The organism is Peribacillus sp. FSL E2-0218, from assembly GCF_037992945.1.
Lineage (GTDB): Bacteria > Bacillota > Bacilli > Bacillales > DSM-1321 > Peribacillus > Peribacillus simplex_B.
On the sequence record NZ_CP150304.1, the window covers coordinates 4,618,059 to 4,637,436 of the forward strand.

Sequence of the window (19,378 nt, forward strand, 5' to 3'; positions counted from 1 at the left end):
TTTTTTTTATTTAAAGGCCATCGCTGCATGTACGGCTTTTTTCCAGCCTCCATATAATTCTTCGCTTGCTTGCTGTTCCATGGCTGGTTTGAAGGTTTTATCTATCGCCCATTGCCGGGAAATTTCTTCTTGATCCTTCCAATAGCCAACGGCAAGTCCGGCTAGATAGGCAGCGCCTAGTGCAGTCGTTTCGTTTATCGTCGGTCTTTCGACAGGCACTTGCAGTAAATCACTTTGGAATTGCATTAAGAAGTCATTTTTGACGGCCCCGCCATCCACTCTCAATGTCTGAAGCTCGATGCCGGAATCGGCCTCCATGGCGTCAAGGACATCTTTCGCTTGATAGGCCAATGATTCAAGCGTGGCCCGGATGAAATGTTCCTTTGAGGTACCGCGTGTCAATCCGAAAACGGCTCCCCGAACCTCGCTGTCCCAATATGGAGTCCCGAGCCCTACAAATGCCGGCACTACATATACGCCGTCCGTGCTTTCGACTCGTTTTGCATAGGCCTCGCTGTCCTTGGCATCATTCAGCATCCGCAGTCCATCACGCAGCCATTGGATGGCTGAACCGGCTACGAATATACTGCCTTCCAGGGCATATTCCACCTTCCCGTTCAATCCCCAAGCAAGCGTCGTCAATAGTCCATGTTCGGAACTGACAGCCTTGGTTCCTGTATTCATGAGCATGAAGCAGCCAGTACCATACGTGTTTTTGGCCATTCCTTCACTGAAGCAGGCTTGGCCAAACAGGGCTGCCTGCTGGTCACCGGCCGCGCCTGCAATCGGAATCGATTGTCCGAAGAAATGATACTCGATCGTACGTGCGTACTCTTCGGAGGAAGGCCTAACTTCCGGGAGCATCGATTTTGGAACGGTCAATATTTCCAGAAGTTCTTCATCCCATTTCAGTTCATGGATGTTGTACATCAATGTCCGGGAGGCATTGGAATAGTCCGTGACGTGAGCCTTGCCTCCTGAAAGCTTCCAAATCAGCCAAGTATCGATGGTGCCGAATAATAGCTTGCCTTCATCCGCCCTTTGCCGTGCGCCTTCCACATTATCGAGGATCCATTTCACCTTGGTACCGGAAAAATAGGCATCGATCAGCAATCCCGTCTTATCCCGGAATAGGTCATTCAATCCCTTTTCCTTCAATTCATCGCAGATTTCGCTTGTTTGCCTGGACTGCCAGACAATTGCATTATAAACGGGGACCCCTGTCTCCTTATCCCAAACGACTGCCGTTTCACGCTGATTGGTGATCCCGATGCCGGCAACTTGCTCTGGCTTGACACCCGATTCCGAAAGCACCCCGGCGATTACCGCTAGAATCGATCCCCAAATTTCATTGGCATTATGCTCGACCCAGCCCGGCTTAGGAAAGTGCTGAGTGAATTCCTTTTGCGAAGAATGGACGATTTCGCCCTTTTGGTTAAATAAGATCGCCCGTGAACTTGTCGTTCCTTGGTCTAAAGATAAAATATATGTTTCCATGGTCAATGCCCTCCTTTAAATTAACTAGCGATATTCCTGCTTTCCAATTCATGCGCCTGCTTTTTTCCAAAAACATATGCTAGTGCCAATAGTATCACGCTTACTCCCAAAACAGACCAAAACCCTACTGTTATATCCCCCAAAAAGAAGGCTTTATAACAAACGGCACCAAGTGAACCTCCAACGATCGGTCCAACGACCGGAATCCACGAGTAGCCCCAATTCGAGTTTCCTTTACCCGGTATCGGCAGCAAAAAGTGCGCGATGCGCGGTCCCAGATCCCGGGCCGGATTGATCGCATATCCTGTCGTGCCCCCAAGGGACATCCCGATCACGACGATCAATAGGCCGACAGCGAATGGGTTCAAACCTTCCGTGAAATTATTGGCCCCGATGAATAATAAGCCAAGGATAAGGATGAATGTCCCGATCATTTCACTTAATAGATTGGAAAATGTATGCGGGATGGCAGGAGCCGTGGCGAACACACCAAGCTTCGCACCTGGATCCTCAGTAGCCTTCCAGTGTGGCAAATAATGAAAGAATACGAGGGCTGCCCCCAGGATCGCTCCTATCAGTTGAGCAGCGATATAAACCGGCACATCACTCCAAGGAAACTTTCCAATGATGGCGAATCCGATTGTAACGGCCGGATTCAAGTGGGCACCGCTTATCGAGCCTACTGCAAAAATGCCCATCGTAACCGCCAGTCCCCATGCAATCGTAATAACGATCCATCCCGCGTCTTTAGCATAGGAACCCTTCAAACTTGAACCTGCCCCGATACCTGCACCGAATACTATCAAAATCATCGTGCCTACCAATTCTCCCCAAAATGGTGTCATGAATAAAACCTCTCCCCTAATGAATTGTAAATCTTTGACAACAAATAAAAGGAGATTCACAGCAGAACCATCCTCATAAAAAACATGAATGGCTCTGTTGTGAATCTCCTAGTCTCCGTCACATATATTAACTTGTAATTTACAATATACTAGGTTGTGAAAACGCTGTCAAACACTTTGTGAAAAATCAATCTATTATTTTTGCATTTTTTTCTTTCATGCCCGAACGGTTCAAATGATATCCCATAACTCGGTTTTGGAAGTGGTAATGGCCGATGCGCCTGCCTCTAGGGCGTTCAAGACTTCATCCGAAGTCCGGATAAGACCTCCTGCAAAAATCGGTGTTTGTAACCGCTCCTTCACTTCTTTTATCATCCAGGGCATGGCCCCCGGCAAAACCTCAATGTAATCTGGCTTGGTTTTCTGCACCAGCTTGTAGCTTTTCTCCAGCGCATGTGTATCTATTAAAAAAATTCGCTGGATGGCAATGACACCCTTTTGCTTCGCTTTCAGAATAACGCTTGTTTTGGTGGAAATCAGCCCAAAGGGATTATATTCCTGACAAATGAATTCCGCCGCGTATTCATCACTTCTGATGCCATGGATCAAATCGACATGGTAAATCATTTTCTTATTATGCTGCTTTGCCATCATACTGACATTTTTCAATTGAGAGATATGAAGATCAAGAAATACCCCTATTTCATACGGGCTATCCAGGAATCTTTCGAAATCTTTCATGCTTGCCGAGGCAGGCAAAATCTTCTGATCCATTCATTTCCCCCCCTTATCTTCCGGAAAAAATCCAAACTTTCAGGAACTTAGTATATTTTAAAGAACTTGATTTATCAAACACATTTTTCTACCCCCGATAAATGGACGCGCGCGAAAATGTATGTACCCGTCATAAGGAAAGGGTCATTTTCAATCCGCCATCGACCAGCTCACAAGATTGGATCGTGCCTATCGGGATTTTCCTGACGATGTTCCAGGCATTCATATTCATTTTGATCCTTCTGTTATCATATTCAAATATGGGCGGTCTGTTAAAAAGCTTTTGATTTATGAAATCCCGATCTATTGGCTTCAACTCGATCAATTCGAATGTTATCGTTCTTTTTTCCGTATGGACCGGCTTTAATGCCATTCGGAATGATACCTTTTTCTTGAACATCATTTTCTTCACTTCGGTCGTTCCCCAAAGGACAATATGCTCTGGCGTAATCTCGACTTGGATATCATGTTCATATAATCGCGTTTTTATCATTCTCTCCAGCATGGCTGCCCTTAGCGTGATCGGCAATCCCTTCCCAAAAATAGTCGATGCATCGAATGCACTCACCCTGCTCCCATCCCTTCCTACCTATTTCCTCACAATATGGAACATCGGTTATAGCATATGTGAGGTCGGATTTCTTGTTCATTGCATCAGGCCTCCCAATAATCGCTATATTCTAAATGTTTCGGTTTCAGACCTTGACCTTTGGAACAACTCCCTGTATAGTCGTAAGTAATTTAATAGACAACTCTTATCAAGAGAGGTGGAGGGACTGGCCCTTTGATACCTCAGCAACAGACTTTCGATGTACTGTGCTAATTCCAGAAGTGTAAAAGCTTGAAGATAAGAAGAGTACATGACCTTGTTGCCTACCCCTCTTCTTATCTTTAAGAAGAGGTTTTTTATTTTGGCCGTTTTCGCCTATTTTGTTGCTATTCACCAAGTCATGCCGTGTGGTTGATTGCCTTTTCAACGCTCGTATTAAAAACAACAATCCTTACGAAACGTGCCTTTATTTTATACAGGGAAAGAAGGAATGCAACATGTCAATCACTTTAACAAAGGCCCCCTTCAGGGCGGATCACGTCGGAAGTTTATTAAGACCGGATCGTATCCATCAGGCCAGAAAGCAATTTAAGGAAGGCGCCCTCTCTGCTGAGAGACTCCGCGAGGTTGAAACCGAAGAAATTAAACGGATCGTCGATAAGCAAATCGAAGTCGGCTTGGAGGTCGTGACCGACGGGGAATTCAGACGCACATGGTGGCACTTCGACTTCCTTGAGCATTTAAATGGCATCGAGGGGTACGTGACTGAAAAAGGACTCACATTCGATGGTGTCGAAACCGAGCGATACAACGTTCGCAATATCGGGAAGGTTTCATTCAACCCTAAGCACCCCTTCCTTAACGATTTTATCGAATTGAACAAAATCGTCGGCGGGCGTGCCGTCGCCAAACAAACGATTCCCAGCCCCAATCAATTATTTGCTGCCGGGGTTCATAATGAAGACATCTACCCTGATATGGAGGATTATGCAAATGATATCATCCAAACGTACCAGGATGCTTTAAAAGCCTTTTATGAGGCAGGTGTGCGTTACCTTCAACTGGATGATGTATACATTGCCAGACTTTCAGCTCCTGATTTCCAGTTCAAGGATGGAAAATATACGCGCGAACAATTAATCGATTTGGCTTTGCGTGTCATCAATGGATCATTGGAAGGCAAACCAGACGATTTGATCATCACGACACATCTATGCCGCGGAAACTACCAGTCGACCTGGGCATTCGAAGGCAGCTATGCCCGCATAGCCCCGACATTATTGGCAAAAGAAAAAGTGGATGGATTCTTCCTCGAATATGACGATAATCGCTCTGGCGATTTCAAGCCATTGGAACACATCCCTACTGGCGGGGCGAAGGTCGTACTTGGAGTCGTCACGTCAAAAAATGGAGAAATCGAAGACAAGGAAGCCATCAAGGCCCGCATTAAAGAAGCCGCTCAGTTCGTTCCGCTCGAGCAATTATGCTTAAGCCCTCAATGCGGATTCGCTTCCACCCATCATGGCAACAAGCTTACGGAAGAACAACAATGGGAAAAGCTGAAATTCGTCGTTGAAGTAGCAAAAGAAGTGTGGGGATGATTCATCCCGAAAAGGCCATTCCCCTTATTGGGAAATGGCCTTTTCGGTGCATCTGCTATTGGGGGGCATTTTCTTTTATACGTGAAACAAGCTCCTCGAGCCATTCGGCTGTATGCTGTGCCCGGCTGTATGAATGCTCCTTAATGAATTTATATCCCAAATATTGATCAGATTCCTCATCAACCGGCTGGTCAAAACTTAAATATGTTTCCCATGCCAATCGATGCTCTTCAATTTTGCGCTCTAAGATCGCTATTACTTTTTCGCTATCCACATGCTTAATATTCGTGAGAGCAATGTACATATCCGTGATTTGGGAGGCTTTTTCGAACGTTTGATAAATCCGTTTTACCAATTCTCCCCTTCCCTTTTCCGTAATTTGATAGACATGTTTATCTGGCCGATTCTCTTCCTTTATCGTTTCGACCGGCTCGATAAACCGATTGGCAGCCAGCTTGTCAAAATGGTAATACAATTTACTTTCGGTAATTCCGGTAAATTTATCAATTGGAATCGGTTCGGATAATCGCTTTTTCAACATATATGGATAGCTTTTTTCTTCAGCTAAAATACCCAGGATATAAATTTGGATCGACACGGTTAAAACTCCCTTCAATCGTCACCTGTCTTTATTTTATCAAACTAAAGCCTTCATTTCAGCTGCAAGGCGATCCGTCTCTTCCGTCTTTAGCGGTAATTCCTTATGGCGCACTGCCACGATCATGATATTGATGAGCAACGCAGCTGCCCCCACCATCAACATCATTACGTGAGCATGTAACGGATCTCCACCACCATACATGATCGCGAAGTCCGCTTGTATCGAATAATACATGGGGGAAATATAGCTTAGCCACTGATATGGTGCATACATCATTTCCCGTGTGATTGCAGCCCCATTGGCAATGGTTTGCATAAGTAGGATTGGCATATTCAAGATCATGCCCCCTTCCCCGACCAACAGGATGAAGATGGATGTAAATTGCCAGCATGCATAATAGCCAAGTGCATGATGTCCCCATAATGTAAAGAATGTTTCAAGTCCATGTCCTTGTACGGCATAGGTGATTCCTAGACCTACTGCCGGTGCTACGACCGCAATCAGAAGCGCCGCAAGCTGCATGTAGCCAAACAGCCTCCACTTGCCTGCCTTCCCTTTGCTTTCATTGAACGCGGCCCCTAATTGCATCGCCCCAATCATTGCTCCTACATATGCCGCCATCGTTAAGAACATCGGCGCCATCCCATTATGCATGCCTGCTGGGATTTCATTGATTTTCACAGTGTTTGCACTAAATTGATGCTGCATCGCTGAGGCCATTTCCTTCGCTTGTTCTTCCGGAACGTTTAAATTCATTAATAGGCCTTTCGCATATTGAACTGAAAACTGTTCATTTAACGTCGACTCGATTTCCGTTACAACAGAATTCATTGTAGACGTGACGATCGTTGGCCCGGCTTCATTGATTGTAAAATCGATGCTTGATGCCCCTTTGCCACTCTCGACATTTTCGGAAAAAGATTTCGGAATATGAACAACTAATTTCACATCATTCTTATCCAATTTTTTTAATGCCTGTTTATTCGTTAAATCCGTTTTTATATCTTCGAAAGGAAGCTTTTCCCCTAATTGGGCTGCAATCGTCGCACCAATTTCGCCTGTATCCTCATTAACGATTGCAACTGGCAATTGATCGATATTCGCTGGCATTGCCGAATAGCCAGGCATAAATGAGCCAAGCATTGCGATTTGATAAAAAATCCCCATAAAGATGGCTCCTATAGCTCCTCTAGTCTTCAAAAATTCTATAAATTTCATATAAACCATCCTATGCTTTAATTTTAGTACTTTAATTAAAGTGCTTTTTTTATTATACATTTTTCCTCTTGAAATACAACCCATAATTATTATCCTCGTTATTCATTTTTTTCGTAGTTCGGATGAATGACCAAGGCTTCAAGCGGAAATTGGCGGATGGTAACGTAAGGGGGAAAATACATTCAAAAAAAAAAAAAAGAACGAGCATCATGCACGTCCTTGTCCTACTTGCAGCTATCTTCATTTTCGATTTTCTTCACGAATATGTCATCCGTCACCTTGTCCTCCAGCTTATTCCGTAAGGCCAATTCGGCAGCCTTTCCATCACTGGGCGACCCGTCTGAAAAATACATCGGAAATAAAGAGAAAAACATGATGTAGAAAGAGAAATAGATGAATTGATACCATATTACCGAGCTTTCCAAAATATTTTGGTACACCAGGCTATATACGGTAAGCATACTGACCAGATTAAAAATCGATCCACCTAAATAAATGAGCATATTCGTCAAGCGATTATCATGTTTCAGTCCCTTAAACTCGCTTGCTCCATTCCAAAAATAATATTTCCGTACCTCTTATTCAATAAGGAGAATAGCTTATTGCCGCAACCGATCACAATTTTCTTTTCAGCCAAAAATCGTAACGAAGAAAATATGCCCGCTCAAAGAAATTTCATGATGTCATATAGACCTAAAATAATACATCCCCCCTAGAATCCTTTTACAAAGATACCCCTGCAAGATTCCTGATAATCGAGTCATTTATCACAGCAAGAGAGGAAAAGGAGGCCCGCACGCTCCAAAAATCCATGGAGAATGTTGACCCTCTTTTTGATGATTTAACGAGATTTTTGATTGGGGGACCGAAGGATTTCCGCGTTGTTTTGTCCTGGCTTATGACCTGCATGTTTATATTCAGGAGTGAAAACGGATGTTTTGATCGGGCAGGCAATTTGTTTTTGTAGATTTCCCTGTCCATCGGGTACCTCCACGATCATCCCCCGCTGCTTCAATTGCGGGTGATCGGCCGCCTCGGCAAAGGTCAGCACTGGTTCTGCGCAGGCATCGTACTCAGCGAATATCTCCTGCCATTGATGAAAGTCCTTTGTCAGGATAGCTTGTTGGACGGCTTCTTTAAAGGCGGTGCCGCTCGCTTTGTCACTGTCCTTGCTCATTTCATGCAATTCCGGTTTTCCGATGGCATCGCATAATGCTTTTCTGAATGGCGATTCCAGGCTTCCTATCGAAAAATAACGCCCGTCCTTCGTTTGGTAAAAGTCATAAAACGACCCGCCATTCAACATCAATTCCTCCGGTTCAAGCTCCAGCCCGCGTTGGAAATGAAGCGGTGCCGATATCGCATTCAATGCGAAACTGCAATCGGTCATGCTAATGTCGAGGGCTTGGCCGAGACCTGTTCTGTCCCTATAGATGACAGCGGATAATAGGCCGATCACTGCATGCAGTGATCCCCCCGCAAGGTCGGCAATTTGGGTTCCGTTTTTCGCGGGCCCTTCCTTTTTCGTACCGGAATAGCTAGATAAGCCGGCAATCGAAAGATAATTGATGTCATGGCCCGCGCGGTCTTTATAGGGACCAGTCTGGCCATATCCCGTGATTGAACAGTAAATGACCTTCGGGTTGATTCGTTTTAAGGCCTCATAACCTAGACCTAAACGTTCCATGACACCTGGCCGGAATTGCTCGACGACGATATCGTATTCCTTCACCAGATTTTTGACGGATTCGATGGACTCTGGCAGTTTTAAATCAAGGGTGATCGACTTCTTTGATCTGTTAAGGTACTGATCGACTCCCCATACATCGCTCGCTGCCGGCCTTTCCACTTTCACAACGTCCGCTCCCAAATCTGCCAGCATCAAAGTCGCAAAAGGTCCTGGCAGCAACGTTGAAAAATCCAATACTTTCAAATGAGACAATAAGGTCATCTGCCGTGCACATCCTTTTCTACCGGTTGGATACCTTCCATTTCCTGCTGCCCTGTTCTTATCCATAAAGTGTATGCTCATCTTATATGAATTTTGAATAAATTTCCATCAACTTACATAAAAAGCCGGACAACGTATGAGCATTGTCCGGCAAATTTCACTATACGGGATTCATTCGTATTTTTTGTCAAAGTCAAACTCGACTTCATCAAGTTTAACGAATTTCGTTTTCCTTACCAGTTTGTAACCAAACCACAAGCCAAGGAACAGCGGAATTCCCAAATAAGCAGCGACGACACTGCCCCAATCGATGTGGTCTGAAAAAAAGGCTTGGATATTTTGCGACAGAATGACGATCAAGCCAATCAGTATGGCAAAAATAGGTCCTATCGGGAACCAAAGGGCTTTATATGGCAATTTATCCAAGGAGTGCCCTTGAGAGATGTAGGCCTTTCTAAAGCGGTAATGGCTGATGGAAATCCCAAGCCAAAAGATGAAACCGGTGATTCCAATCGCATTCATTAACCAGATGTACACCTTGCCATCTCCGAATATCGAGGCTAAGAAGGCAAGCATACCGATGGCACAGGTTAAAACCATTCCCGCAACCGGCACTCCCCGTTTATTCAGTTTGGCAAAAATGCGCGGTGCCTGTCCATCCTTTGCCATTGAATATAACATCCGTGTCGAGGCATATAAACTGGAGTTACCCGCTGACAGCACAGCCGTCAAAATGACTGCATTCATGAGTGAAGCGGCAAAGGCGATCCCAGCCTTTTCAAATATGAGCGTGAATGGACTTACCATAACGTTGTCCCCTTGTAAACTCGGGTTCGTATACGGGATGATCAGTCCTATCACAAAGATTGCCAAGACGTAAAAGAGAAGGATTCTCCAAAAAACGCTTTTAATCGCCTTCGGTATATTCCGTGCCGGATCCTCACTTTCACCGGCAGCCACACCGACGATTTCGGTTCCTTGAAAAGAAAAGCCGGCTGCGATGAAGACGATGAAGACACCCATGAAACCACCAGGGAAAGGCGCGTCATCGATCGTGAAGTTCTTGAAACCTACTGCTTCTCCACCCATAATGCCGACAATCATCAAAATTCCCACGATGATGAAAATGACGATGGCTGTTACTTTTATGAACGAAAACCAATATTCCCCTTCGCCATACCCTTTAACGGATAAATAGTTCAATAGGAAAATGAGCACCAGGAATGATGAGCTCCATAACAAGGATGGACTATTCGGAAACCAGAATTTCATGATCATCGTCGAGGCTGCCAGTTCCGCGGCTATCGTCATCGACCAATTGAACCAATACGTCCAGCCCAACGCAAAACCAAATGCCGGATCGACGAATTTCGACCCATAGGTACTGAAAGAACCGCTTGTCGGCATGAAGGCCGCCAGTTCTCCCAAGCTGGTCATCACGAAGTACACCATCGCCCCGACCAAGGCATAAGCAAGCAAGGCGCCGCCGGGCCCAGCCGTATGGATGGCTGCCCCGCTGCTAAGAAATAACCCGGTCCCGATAGCCCCTCCAATCGAGATCATCGTCAAATGCCGCGATTTCAAACCGCGCTTCAATCCCTGTTCTTCTTCGTGCTGCGGAGGATGTTGCAAGATGTCATTTTCATGTTTTGGTAGCATAAGCTTTCATCCCTTTCTATACAAGCGCTTACATATATGGGGAAATCCATTTAATAAATTTTCCTATTTCATGAACCTGCAAATAGACCCAATTTACAATCGAATATTCCTTTTCTGAATATATATGCAATTCCCATGCCAAAAATAGCAAGCCCGCCAATCAACCCTTGCATAAAAATAAGCCCGTTTTAAAGACGAATTTTTTTGCACTTGATGCCATGATCCTTTGCACTTTACGCCAATTATTTTTGCAGGCGGAAAGTACGGGGAAACGATGGATCGTTTCCCTCCCAATCTCCGATTCGGACCTACGGGAATTATTACTAGAGGAATATCTAGAAATAATTTCTCTATAAAAAACCATTTTTCACCATTTTTATCCTTAAAATGTCATCTTTTTCGCACTTTTTCACCATTTGATAATAAACGCAAATGATGCAAAAATAAGGTATTCTTATGAAGGAGTTGAGTGTTATGAAAGGTAAGGTATTTTTAGGAACTGCTTTATCCGTTGGTCTTTTATTTTCTGCTATTCCCCATCAAGAAGCTTTGGCGGCAAAAAATGTGTTGAGTGTCGAGAAGTATAATAAGCACAAAGATTCGCTAGAATTCAAGTCTGGTAAGCTTACAGATCCATCGAAGCAAACGGCGGAAGATATCATTCTTACCTTTTTTGATAAAAACACAAAATCTTACAAGCTAGAAAATCAAAAGGCGAAAGACTCCTTCATTATCCAGAAAGAAAACAAGGATGAACTTGGCAATACCGTCGTAAGATTGCAGCAAACTTATAAAGGCGTTCCTGTCTGGAATTCCACACAAGCTGTATTGATTGACGCAAAAGGTGTTTTATCCGTCGTCTCCGGTACGGTTGAAGCCAACCTAAACACTAAATTGGGGAAAAAGGCTAAAAAAGGGATCAGTAAAACAGAAGCCATCAAAATTGCTGAAAAAGATCTTGGATTCAAGCCTACCTACGACCACGCCCCAGAATCGGAACTGTTTGTATACGCAAGCGGCGATAAGGCCGATTATGTTTACAAAGTCAATTTGAATTTCTTGAGCCCGGAACCAGGCAATCATAACTATTTCATATCAGTCAAAACAGGTGAAATCCTGAATAAATATAATACCCTGGATGAAGTGACAGGGACTAATTCCGTCGGTACAGGAACAGGCGTTTTGAATAATACGGTATCTCCTTTGAACACGACCTTATCGAGCGGCAAATACTATTTACAGGACAACACTCGCGGTCAGGGCATCTTCACTTATAATGCCAATAACAAATCGAGCTTACCTGGCACACTTATGTCCAATACGACAAACGCTTTCACGACGTCCACTGACAAAGCGGCCGTGGATGCTCATTTTTATGCTGGCAAAACCTATGATTATTACAAGTCGACTTTTGGCCGCAACTCCTATGATGGATATGGCACAAGCCTGAAATCGACCGTCCATTACGGCTCCAAATACAATAATGCCTTCTGGGACGGCACGCAAATGGTTTATGGTGATGGAGACGGCACGACGTTCATCCCATTGTCAGGCGGCTTGGATGTCGTTGCACATGAGCTGACTCATGCCGTGACTTCCAGCGAATCCAATTTAACGTATCAAAATGAGTCCGGCGCTTTGAATGAAGCCATTTCCGATATTTTTGGTACAGTCGTAGAATTCAAGACACAAAGCTCCAAAGCGGATTACCTGATCGGCGAGGACATTTACACACCTAACATTTCCGGCGATGCACTCCGTTCGATGGCAAATCCAACATTGAATGGTGATCCTGACCATTATTCGAACCGGTATACTGGATCGGCTGACAATGGCGGTGTCCATACGAATAGCGGAATCATCAACAAAGCGGCTTATTTGATCTCTGCAGGCGGCACCCATCATGGAGTGACCGTGTCAGGAATCGGCATTGATAAACTGGGGACGATCTTTTACCGGGCTAACACGACCTACCTAACGTCTTCGTCCACCTTCTCTCAAGCCAGGGCTGCAGTCGTACAAGCCGCATCTGATTTGTATGGTGCAACCAGCGCAGAAACGACCACTGTCAAAAATGCCTTTACGGCAGTCGGTGTGAATTAAAAAACACAATCTATCAACCTACCCAAAACCTCCCTAGCTTTAGCGGGAGGTTTTTTCCTATGTCGGGAACAATATTCCGGCCTTTCTGCGCGTTTTTCCGGACATTCGACGCGGGATCCGACCGTTCAGCGCGTTATTCCGGCCGATCCTCACTTTTTTCCGACTATTCCTTGCAATATTCCGGCCTTCTCCAAGATCGTTCGTTCATGGTTCTGTGCCCATGCATGTGAATTAAAGCTAACAAAGCAGGTAGAATATGATTAATTCCATAAAATAGTTGCTTTTCTTCCTATTAACTGTCAAGCTAAGATAATCTCGACTATATTGAATAGAACAAGTAGGTGACGAACATGATTGAAGTTAAAACTTCCACACTCAGTGATGGGGAGTTCAATAGAGGCGTATTCGCGACACAGGACATTAAAAAAGGGGAGCTTTTGCATGAAGCACCTGTCATAGCTTACCCTAACGAGGAGCATGTTTTCATAGAGAAAACGTTGCTGGCCGATTATGCATTCGAGTATGGAATCAACCATACCGCCATGCTTTTAGGCTACGGCATGCTGTTTAATCACTCTTATACACCCAATGCAACTTATGATATAAACTTTAAGAATCACACATTTGATTTCTTTGCTTACACCGATATAAAAGCAGGAGAAGAAATCCTCATTAATTATAATGGCGAGGTCGATAACGAAGATCCGCTTTGGTTCAACAAGGAAAACGATGGGGAAGATGAAGCTGAATGATCATCCATGAAAGCACCAGTTTCTTGATTCCCCAACGAGGGTTTCAAGAAACTGGTGCTTTTCATTTTCCCTTCGGAAGTGCTTGTATCCGATGAAAAAAGCCCCCTTGAGGCATTCATTCCTCAAGGGGGCTTTTGGCCCTTAATGGGCAGATGGGTTACTTGATTTTGATTTTGTTATCGAATGGAGTTGGCTCTTAACCTTTTCAATCATTTCTGGTGTGGCTAAGGATTTGATTTGACTCATGGTTTTTTCACGAGTTTTCTTATTGCGCATTAAAAATGCGGCAGCTCCTATCACGACAGTTCCAATCATTTTGTTTGATGGCATTTGAGTTTCCTCCTTCATGTTGGTTATATATAGCATTCCCTCTACTAGCGGATTTAAACAAAAACATGCAAGCCTCCGCTATTATTTTGCCTATTTCAGGATTTCCAAATATTTTATGCTCTCAGGACTTTTCACCACTTTTTCGGCCTGATCCGGGTCAACCCTCGTACGGTCCAATGCGTGGAGCTTATAGGTCAGGACTCTTTTGACCGATTGATCAATCCGCTCCATAGGAACCTTCCCCGCTTTTACAGCTCCCAGTAAGCCTTCATAAACCTCAAGCTCATGAGCATATTCATGGCAGACAAGCAATATATCGGCTCCGGCAAGTATCGCTTCCATCCCCATCTCTTCATAGGAGAAGTACTTGTTCACGGCACCCATTTCCAAATCGTCCGTAATTACAAGTCCCCCATAGTTAAGTTTGCCCCGCAGCAGGTCTTCGATGATGACCTTGGAAAGGCTTGCTGGTTTTTCTTGATCATAGGCGGGATATTTGATGTGGGTCACCATCACGAAAAAGCTTCGATCATCCATTTCCCTTATGATCCTCTTGAACGGATAAATATCCGAATTCTCGAGATCGAGCTGGTTTGCTTCCACGGAGGATGTTTCAAGATGCGGATCGACTTCGCTGCGTCCGTTGCCTGGAAAGTGTTTCAAGGCGCCCGTCACGGAAGCATCATTCAAGCCTTGAATCGTTTTCTTGCCATACCGATAGACCTTTTTAGGATCTTTCCCCACTGAACGCTTGTCGGTTTCCGATAAATCAAGCACAGGAGCGAAATTAATATGGATGCCCATCGAGCTCAGTTCTTCCCCATTCAGTTTTGCCACCTTATACATGTCTTCAGCGGATGCATGCTGCCCAAGATCCTGCTGTGCAGGGAGCGGCGATACGCTTTCCCTCATCCGGATGATGTCCCCGCCTTCCTGATCGACCGCCACCATGAGCGGAAGCGAAAGGGAACTTTGCTTAGCCGTTTGCTGAAGCGAATTGGATAACATCGCCACCTGTTTTGGCGATTTCATATTGCGATCAAAATAAATGACGCCTCCTATATGGTTTTTTTCGATGAGCTCGTTAATTTCACGGCCCGCTTCTGTACCCTTGAAGCCGATCATCATTAGCTGACCGACTTTTTCTTCAAGCGTCATGCTTTCAAGCATTTTGTCTATTTTCTCTTGGTTTTCCGCAATGGCATCCATTCTTTTCTCCTTATCGGTTTCGGAATGATCTTCTTTTTGGATGAACATGATGGCCATAAACGAAAGGAGCACGAAGAAAAGCGCACCCATATATATTTTTCCTTTCATGCCCTGCCTCGCGATTGACGGTCCACCATTATAAAATCCCTTCCTTCATTGCCTTTACCATTCATTTACCTCAAAACTCCTGTCTGCCTGGATTCGATCCACTACTCTTCATCTTGTTCATAAACCGGGCATTCTATATCAAGCCAAGGTATTTTTTTGCATAAAGCATTGGCGGCGTACCATACTACTTACATACACTCATGCAAAGGAGATGCACCCATGGACGGAATTTTGAGGAATTTAGCCGATACCTTCAGTCATGCAGTCGATTATGCAAAAGAAAAAATATCTGCCATTACGGGGTCAACCTCTGTTACCATCGCGGAATTGAGCCAACATATCATCAATCAGCCTGAAACGATACTAATCAAGAAAAACCTTTTAGGAATCCCCTTCTCTTTTTATCATTTGCAAAAAGAAGATGTTACTTATTATCTGGAAATGAGAAACTCACAAATTTTACAGCTGGATGTACAAGCACATGACCATACCATCGTGTCGTATCGATCTTATCGAGATAAGTCAGACCTGCCCGCGTCAGTTAAATTTCCGAAAACCCTTTTATAGACATACGAAGTCGCGTCTCCAAGTCCCCATCTTCTAGACCCGTTCGCTTTCGATAAAGTTCGGGAAGCGACTTCGTAAAAAAGCAAAAAAAAATGTAGACAAGTCTCATTTATAATCGAGTTTGTCTACAGTCCCAAAGCTGACACCCCCCATACTTAGGCGGGTACCAGCTTTTTTATTTTGCTTCTGGCCCTTTCCTCTACAGGGAGAAAAACTGATTTCTTTCCCTCGATATCCATTCATCTACATCCGCTTCATCCTTTTTAACCAGCCGGTTAACGAGAATATCATGCCAAATGTAATTTTCGAGAAAATTGATATGGATCGGATCATCCGTGTAAAACGCCGTTTCCCTCGTTTCCGATGCAGGACCGTAAATCGTCTCCGTACCATCGATCGATAAGATGAACCATTCGTTTTCGCCAATATTGTCCACATAACTCGTTTGGCGATGAATTTCTATCCCTGATAACGGGCTTTCAACCTGAAAGGCGATTCCCTTAAGTGTGCAATGTTCAGCTGCTTCTTTAAGCTCCGGCGCGAGTTTTTCGTACATGTTGCTCCATAAGGAAACGACGACCCTTTTCTCGGCTTTTTGAATTAAGGTGCGGCAAAACGATAGGATATGTTCTTCTCCTTTGAGAGTCATTACCCGATTGTCGGACACGGGTCCGATCTTCTCGAATTGCTTTAGTGTATCGCTGATGGATTGGTAGGTGTTGTCCCACCTCGATCGGACGGATTCCAAGAACACATCGACCGGCAGCGGGGAATATTGGATCGAGTCATTGATTTCCTCTTTGATTACGACGCCCTCTTCCTGGAGCCCATTGAGAATTTCATAGATACGCGCCCTCGGAATACCCGATTCCTTGCTAACTTGATAGGCGCTTGCTGGGCCCTGACGAACTAAAGAAACATAGGCCTTAGCTTCATATTGGCTGAATCCGAGAGACTGAAGTTTTTCAATGATATCTTGCATAGGACCTCCTTTTTACATCCCGTAAGTTATATCCATCATACCAAATCTCATGTTGAATGCCATTCGAATTCAAAAGTGAGGGGAGGATAGGCCTTCATTTTCTTATTTACAGACGATGCTTTTTTAGTTACTATCTTAATAGTGACTAATATAACATTATGGGTTAAGGACAACGAAAGCAAGCGATTCATTCTTAATGCCATTGATACGGAGGCCTATACGATGGAAGATATACAAATTTCCACACTTTTACTGCTAATGTTTTTCGGTTTTCTTGCCGCATTCATTGATTCTGTAGTTGGCGGCGGTGGCCTGATTTCCATTCCTGCCTTATTATTTTCAGGACTCTCCCCCGCTGCTGCGATTGCAACGAATAAGCTAGCAAGCTCCATGGGATCTTTAACGAGCACCATTGCCTTCATCCGCTCGGGAAAGGTCGATTTCCGATTGGTTTCCAAGCTCTTCCCCCTTATTTTCATAGGCTCGCTTTTAGGGGCATGGGTGGTTAACTTTGTTTCATCGGATTTGCTGAAGCCGCTGATCTTGCTTCTGTTGATCGCAATCGCGATATATACCTTTTTAAAAAAGGACTGGGGACAGAAATCCACCTACACCAAGCTCACGCTGCAAAAGGCAGCATTATTCGTTGTCGCTATATTCGTTATTGGCTTTTATGATGGGTTTTTAGGGGCTGGGACGGGATCGTTCATTTTATTTGCCTTTTTGATGATCGGCTTTGATTTTTTGCATTCGGCCGGGAATGCGAAATTTTTAAACTTCGGCAGTAATCTGGCGGCATTGATCATGTTCATATTTCTGGATGCCGTCAACTTTTCATATGGGATACCGATGGGGATCTCCATGGTTGCAGGCGCATTGGCCGGCTCCAAATTCGCCCTCAAGAAAGGCGTGGCTTACGTAAGAGTGTTGTTTATCGCCGTCACCGTCATCTTGATCATAAAAAATGTAGTCGATTACTTAATGGGCGATTGATGGGAATGCAGAAAATAAAATAAAACCGGAAAATCCTCCCGCACAATGTGACATATAGGAATAAATTGGGTATATGATAGTAAAGAATGTGTGGAAAGGTGTGGTTGGATGACTGATAAGTGGAATGGCGAAGAAATGGCGGATGTATCGAAGCAAACCATTGTAATTACTGGAGCCAATAGCGGACTTGGCTTTGAAACGGCTTTTTCCCTGGCCGGTAAGGGGGCAGAAATCATCCTTGCTGTCCGGAATGCTTCAAAGGGGGAAAGAGCGCTCGATAGAATCTTTTCGGTCTATCCTAACGCGAATATACGGGTCATGCAGCTGGATTTGAGCGATCTTAGCAGCATCCGGCATTTTGCTGACTCCTATAAGGAAAACTATGACTCCTTATCTGTCCTCATCAATAATGCAGGCGTGATGATCCCGCCTTACAGCAAAACGAAGGATGGCTTCGAACTGCAATTCGGTATCAACCACCTCGGTCATTTCGCTTTGACAGGACTCCTTCTTCCGCGAATACTGTCTACACCCAGCTCAAGGGTAGTCACATTGAGCAGCTTGGCCGCCATCAATGGATTCATCGACTTTGACAATCTAAATGGCGAAAACGGCTATAAACCAATGAAGTACTATGGACAGAGCAAGCTCGCCAACCTCCTATTCGCCCGCGAGCTCCACCATAAATTCAACCAGCATGGCGCAAGCTCGATTAGCGTAGCCTGTCACCCGGGGCTTTCCCATACGAACCTCATGTCACGCGGATCTGGCAAACCGATCAATCGATTCGTTCATTATCTATCGAAATCCATGACCCAGCCGGCAAGCATGGGCGCACTTCCCACCCTGTTTGCCGCAACGGAGCCTTCATTAACAGGAGGCGAATATATTGGGCCCGATGGCAAGAAAAGCAGGAAGGGCTTCCCTAAGAAAGACGATATCATCGATACTCTATATAATGAAGAAACATCGAAAAGATTATGGGACATATCGGAAACCATGACTGAGGTCAACTACCGTTTCACGAAGAGCGTTATGCCGAAATGACCCTGATTCATGTAAAAAAAGAGGGAGCACTATGCTCCCTCTTTTCACTGCGATCATTCAGCGTCGAAAACTTCGACTTTTTCCATTTTGTCGCCATTTTTCATGGCTTTTGCCGTTTCAAGCCCGGAAGTCACTTTACCGAAAACAGTGTGAACACCGTTAAGATGAGGCTGTGGCTCATGCACGATGAAGAATTGGCTTGAACCTGTGTCTTTTCCGGCATGTGCCATCGACAAGCTGCCCGCCTCATGCTTGTGAGGGTTTCCAGCTGTTTCACATTTAATTTGAGTGCCGCTTCCGCCTGCACCAGTACCTGTTGGATCTCCGCCTTGGCTTACGAAACCAGGGATGACACGGTGAAAGACCACACCATTATAAAAGCCTGTGTTCGCCAGGTTTTCGAAGTTCGCTACTGTGTTTGGTGCTTCGTTCGGGAAAAGATCGAATTCAATCTTTTCTCCATTTCCCATTAGTATGTATCCTTTTTTAGCCATGTAGAACATCTCCTTTAATATGAACTGAATCAATTCTAATAGTACCATTTTTCGAACAAGAATGAAAAGCGGGCGCTTCTTATTTCGAACTGTCTCA

19 protein-coding genes and 1 riboswitch are annotated in these 19,378 nt (G+C 44.6%); of the genes, 6 read left to right on the forward strand and 13 right to left on the reverse strand.

What is annotated here, in order from left to right:
* Positions 1–6: 6 nt before the first annotated feature.
* From glpK to MHI53_RS22360, 4 genes are all read right to left on the reverse strand, one after another.
* Positions 7–1,497, reverse strand: a complete 1,491-nt coding sequence (gene glpK, locus MHI53_RS22345; RefSeq protein ID WP_100532774.1) for a glycerol kinase GlpK — start codon at positions 1,495–1,497, stop codon at positions 7–9.
* 20 nt (positions 1,498–1,517) lie between these two features.
* Positions 1,518–2,342, reverse strand: coding sequence for an MIP/aquaporin family protein (locus MHI53_RS22350; protein ID WP_061143988.1), 825 nt, complete (start codon positions 2,340–2,342; stop codon positions 1,518–1,520).
* 231 nt (positions 2,343–2,573) lie between these two features.
* Positions 2,574–3,116, reverse strand: coding sequence for a glycerol-3-phosphate responsive antiterminator (locus tag MHI53_RS22355; protein ID WP_061143945.1), 543 nt, complete (start codon positions 3,114–3,116; stop codon positions 2,574–2,576).
* 130 nt (positions 3,117–3,246) lie between these two features.
* On the reverse strand, positions 3,247–3,684 hold the full coding sequence (locus MHI53_RS22360) for a hypothetical protein (protein WP_340372323.1): 438 nt from the start codon (positions 3,682–3,684) through the stop codon (positions 3,247–3,249).
* A gap of 184 nt (positions 3,685–3,868) precedes the next feature.
* Positions 3,869–3,970, forward strand: a riboswitch (SAM riboswitch).
* Between the two features lie 193 nt (positions 3,971–4,163).
* Between MHI53_RS22360 and MHI53_RS22365 the strand changes: the two genes are divergently transcribed.
* On the forward strand, positions 4,164–5,267 hold the full coding sequence (locus MHI53_RS22365; protein ID WP_340372324.1) for a 5-methyltetrahydropteroyltriglutamate--homocysteine S-methyltransferase: 1,104 nt from the start codon (positions 4,164–4,166) through the stop codon (positions 5,265–5,267).
* Between the two features lie 55 nt (positions 5,268–5,322).
* Here MHI53_RS22365 and MHI53_RS22370 read toward each other — a convergent pair whose 3' ends face one another.
* The 5 genes from MHI53_RS22370 to MHI53_RS22390 all read right to left on the reverse strand — a co-directional run bounded on the left by MHI53_RS22370 (position 5,323) and on the right by MHI53_RS22390 (position 10,696).
* Positions 5,323–5,865, reverse strand: a complete 543-nt coding sequence (locus tag MHI53_RS22370) for a PadR family transcriptional regulator (protein ID WP_340372325.1) — start codon at positions 5,863–5,865, stop codon at positions 5,323–5,325.
* A 39-nt stretch (positions 5,866–5,904) separates the two neighbouring features.
* Positions 5,905–7,086 carry an ABC transporter permease gene (locus MHI53_RS22375; RefSeq protein WP_340372326.1) on the reverse strand — a complete coding sequence of 394 codons (1,182 nt, stop codon included), beginning with the start codon at positions 7,084–7,086 and terminating at the stop codon, positions 5,905–5,907.
* A 224-nt stretch (positions 7,087–7,310) separates the two neighbouring features.
* The gene (locus tag MHI53_RS22380) at positions 7,311–7,598 is read right to left on the reverse strand and encodes a hypothetical protein (protein ID WP_340372327.1); all 288 of its coding nucleotides are present in this window, start codon (positions 7,596–7,598) and stop codon (positions 7,311–7,313) included.
* 329 nt (positions 7,599–7,927) lie between these two features.
* Positions 7,928–9,103, reverse strand: coding sequence for a CaiB/BaiF CoA-transferase family protein (locus tag MHI53_RS22385; RefSeq protein WP_340372328.1), 1,176 nt, complete (start codon positions 9,101–9,103; stop codon positions 7,928–7,930).
* 105 nt (positions 9,104–9,208) lie between these two features.
* Complete coding sequence (locus tag MHI53_RS22390) at positions 9,209–10,696, reverse strand: amino acid permease (protein ID WP_061143939.1); 1,488 nt, start codon at positions 10,694–10,696, stop codon at positions 9,209–9,211.
* Positions 10,697–11,170: 474 nt separating this feature from the next.
* Between MHI53_RS22390 and MHI53_RS22395 the strand changes: the two genes are divergently transcribed.
* Positions 11,171–12,799: a M4 family metallopeptidase gene (locus MHI53_RS22395; RefSeq protein WP_061143938.1), complete on the forward strand. Its 1,629-nt coding sequence runs from the start codon at positions 11,171–11,173 to the stop codon at positions 12,797–12,799.
* Positions 12,800–13,149: 350 nt separating this feature from the next.
* Positions 13,150–13,551 (forward strand): SET domain-containing protein, encoded by a 402-nt coding sequence (locus tag MHI53_RS22400; protein WP_061143936.1) that lies wholly within the window; start codon positions 13,150–13,152, stop codon positions 13,549–13,551.
* Positions 13,552–13,692: 141 nt separating this feature from the next.
* Here MHI53_RS22400 and MHI53_RS22405 read toward each other — a convergent pair whose 3' ends face one another.
* Complete coding sequence (locus tag MHI53_RS22405; protein WP_061143935.1) at positions 13,693–13,881, reverse strand: hypothetical protein; 189 nt, start codon at positions 13,879–13,881, stop codon at positions 13,693–13,695.
* A gap of 90 nt (positions 13,882–13,971) precedes the next feature.
* On the reverse strand, positions 13,972–15,198 hold the full coding sequence (locus tag MHI53_RS22410) for a glycoside hydrolase family 3 N-terminal domain-containing protein (protein WP_340372329.1): 1,227 nt from the start codon (positions 15,196–15,198) through the stop codon (positions 13,972–13,974).
* A 219-nt stretch (positions 15,199–15,417) separates the two neighbouring features.
* Between MHI53_RS22410 and MHI53_RS22415 the strand changes: the two genes are divergently transcribed.
* Complete coding sequence (locus MHI53_RS22415) at positions 15,418–15,765, forward strand: hypothetical protein (RefSeq protein WP_061143934.1); 348 nt, start codon at positions 15,418–15,420, stop codon at positions 15,763–15,765.
* 199 nt (positions 15,766–15,964) lie between these two features.
* Here MHI53_RS22415 and MHI53_RS22420 read toward each other — a convergent pair whose 3' ends face one another.
* Positions 15,965–16,747, reverse strand: a complete 783-nt coding sequence (locus tag MHI53_RS22420; protein WP_061143933.1) for a helix-turn-helix domain-containing protein — start codon at positions 16,745–16,747, stop codon at positions 15,965–15,967.
* A gap of 222 nt (positions 16,748–16,969) precedes the next feature.
* Between MHI53_RS22420 and MHI53_RS22425 the strand changes: the two genes are divergently transcribed.
* The gene (locus MHI53_RS22425) at positions 16,970–17,740 is read left to right on the forward strand and encodes a TSUP family transporter (protein WP_340372330.1); all 771 of its coding nucleotides are present in this window, start codon (positions 16,970–16,972) and stop codon (positions 17,738–17,740) included.
* A gap of 108 nt (positions 17,741–17,848) precedes the next feature.
* Positions 17,849–18,787 carry an oxidoreductase gene (locus MHI53_RS22430; protein ID WP_340372331.1) on the forward strand — a complete coding sequence of 313 codons (939 nt, stop codon included), beginning with the start codon at positions 17,849–17,851 and terminating at the stop codon, positions 18,785–18,787.
* Between the two features lie 53 nt (positions 18,788–18,840).
* Here the strand turns inward: MHI53_RS22430 and MHI53_RS22435 are convergent, their stop codons facing one another.
* A complete protein-coding gene (locus MHI53_RS22435) occupies positions 18,841–19,281 on the reverse strand; it encodes a peptidylprolyl isomerase (RefSeq protein ID WP_061143930.1) in 441 nt (146 codons plus the stop codon).
* Between the last annotated feature and the right edge of the window lie 97 nt (positions 19,282–19,378).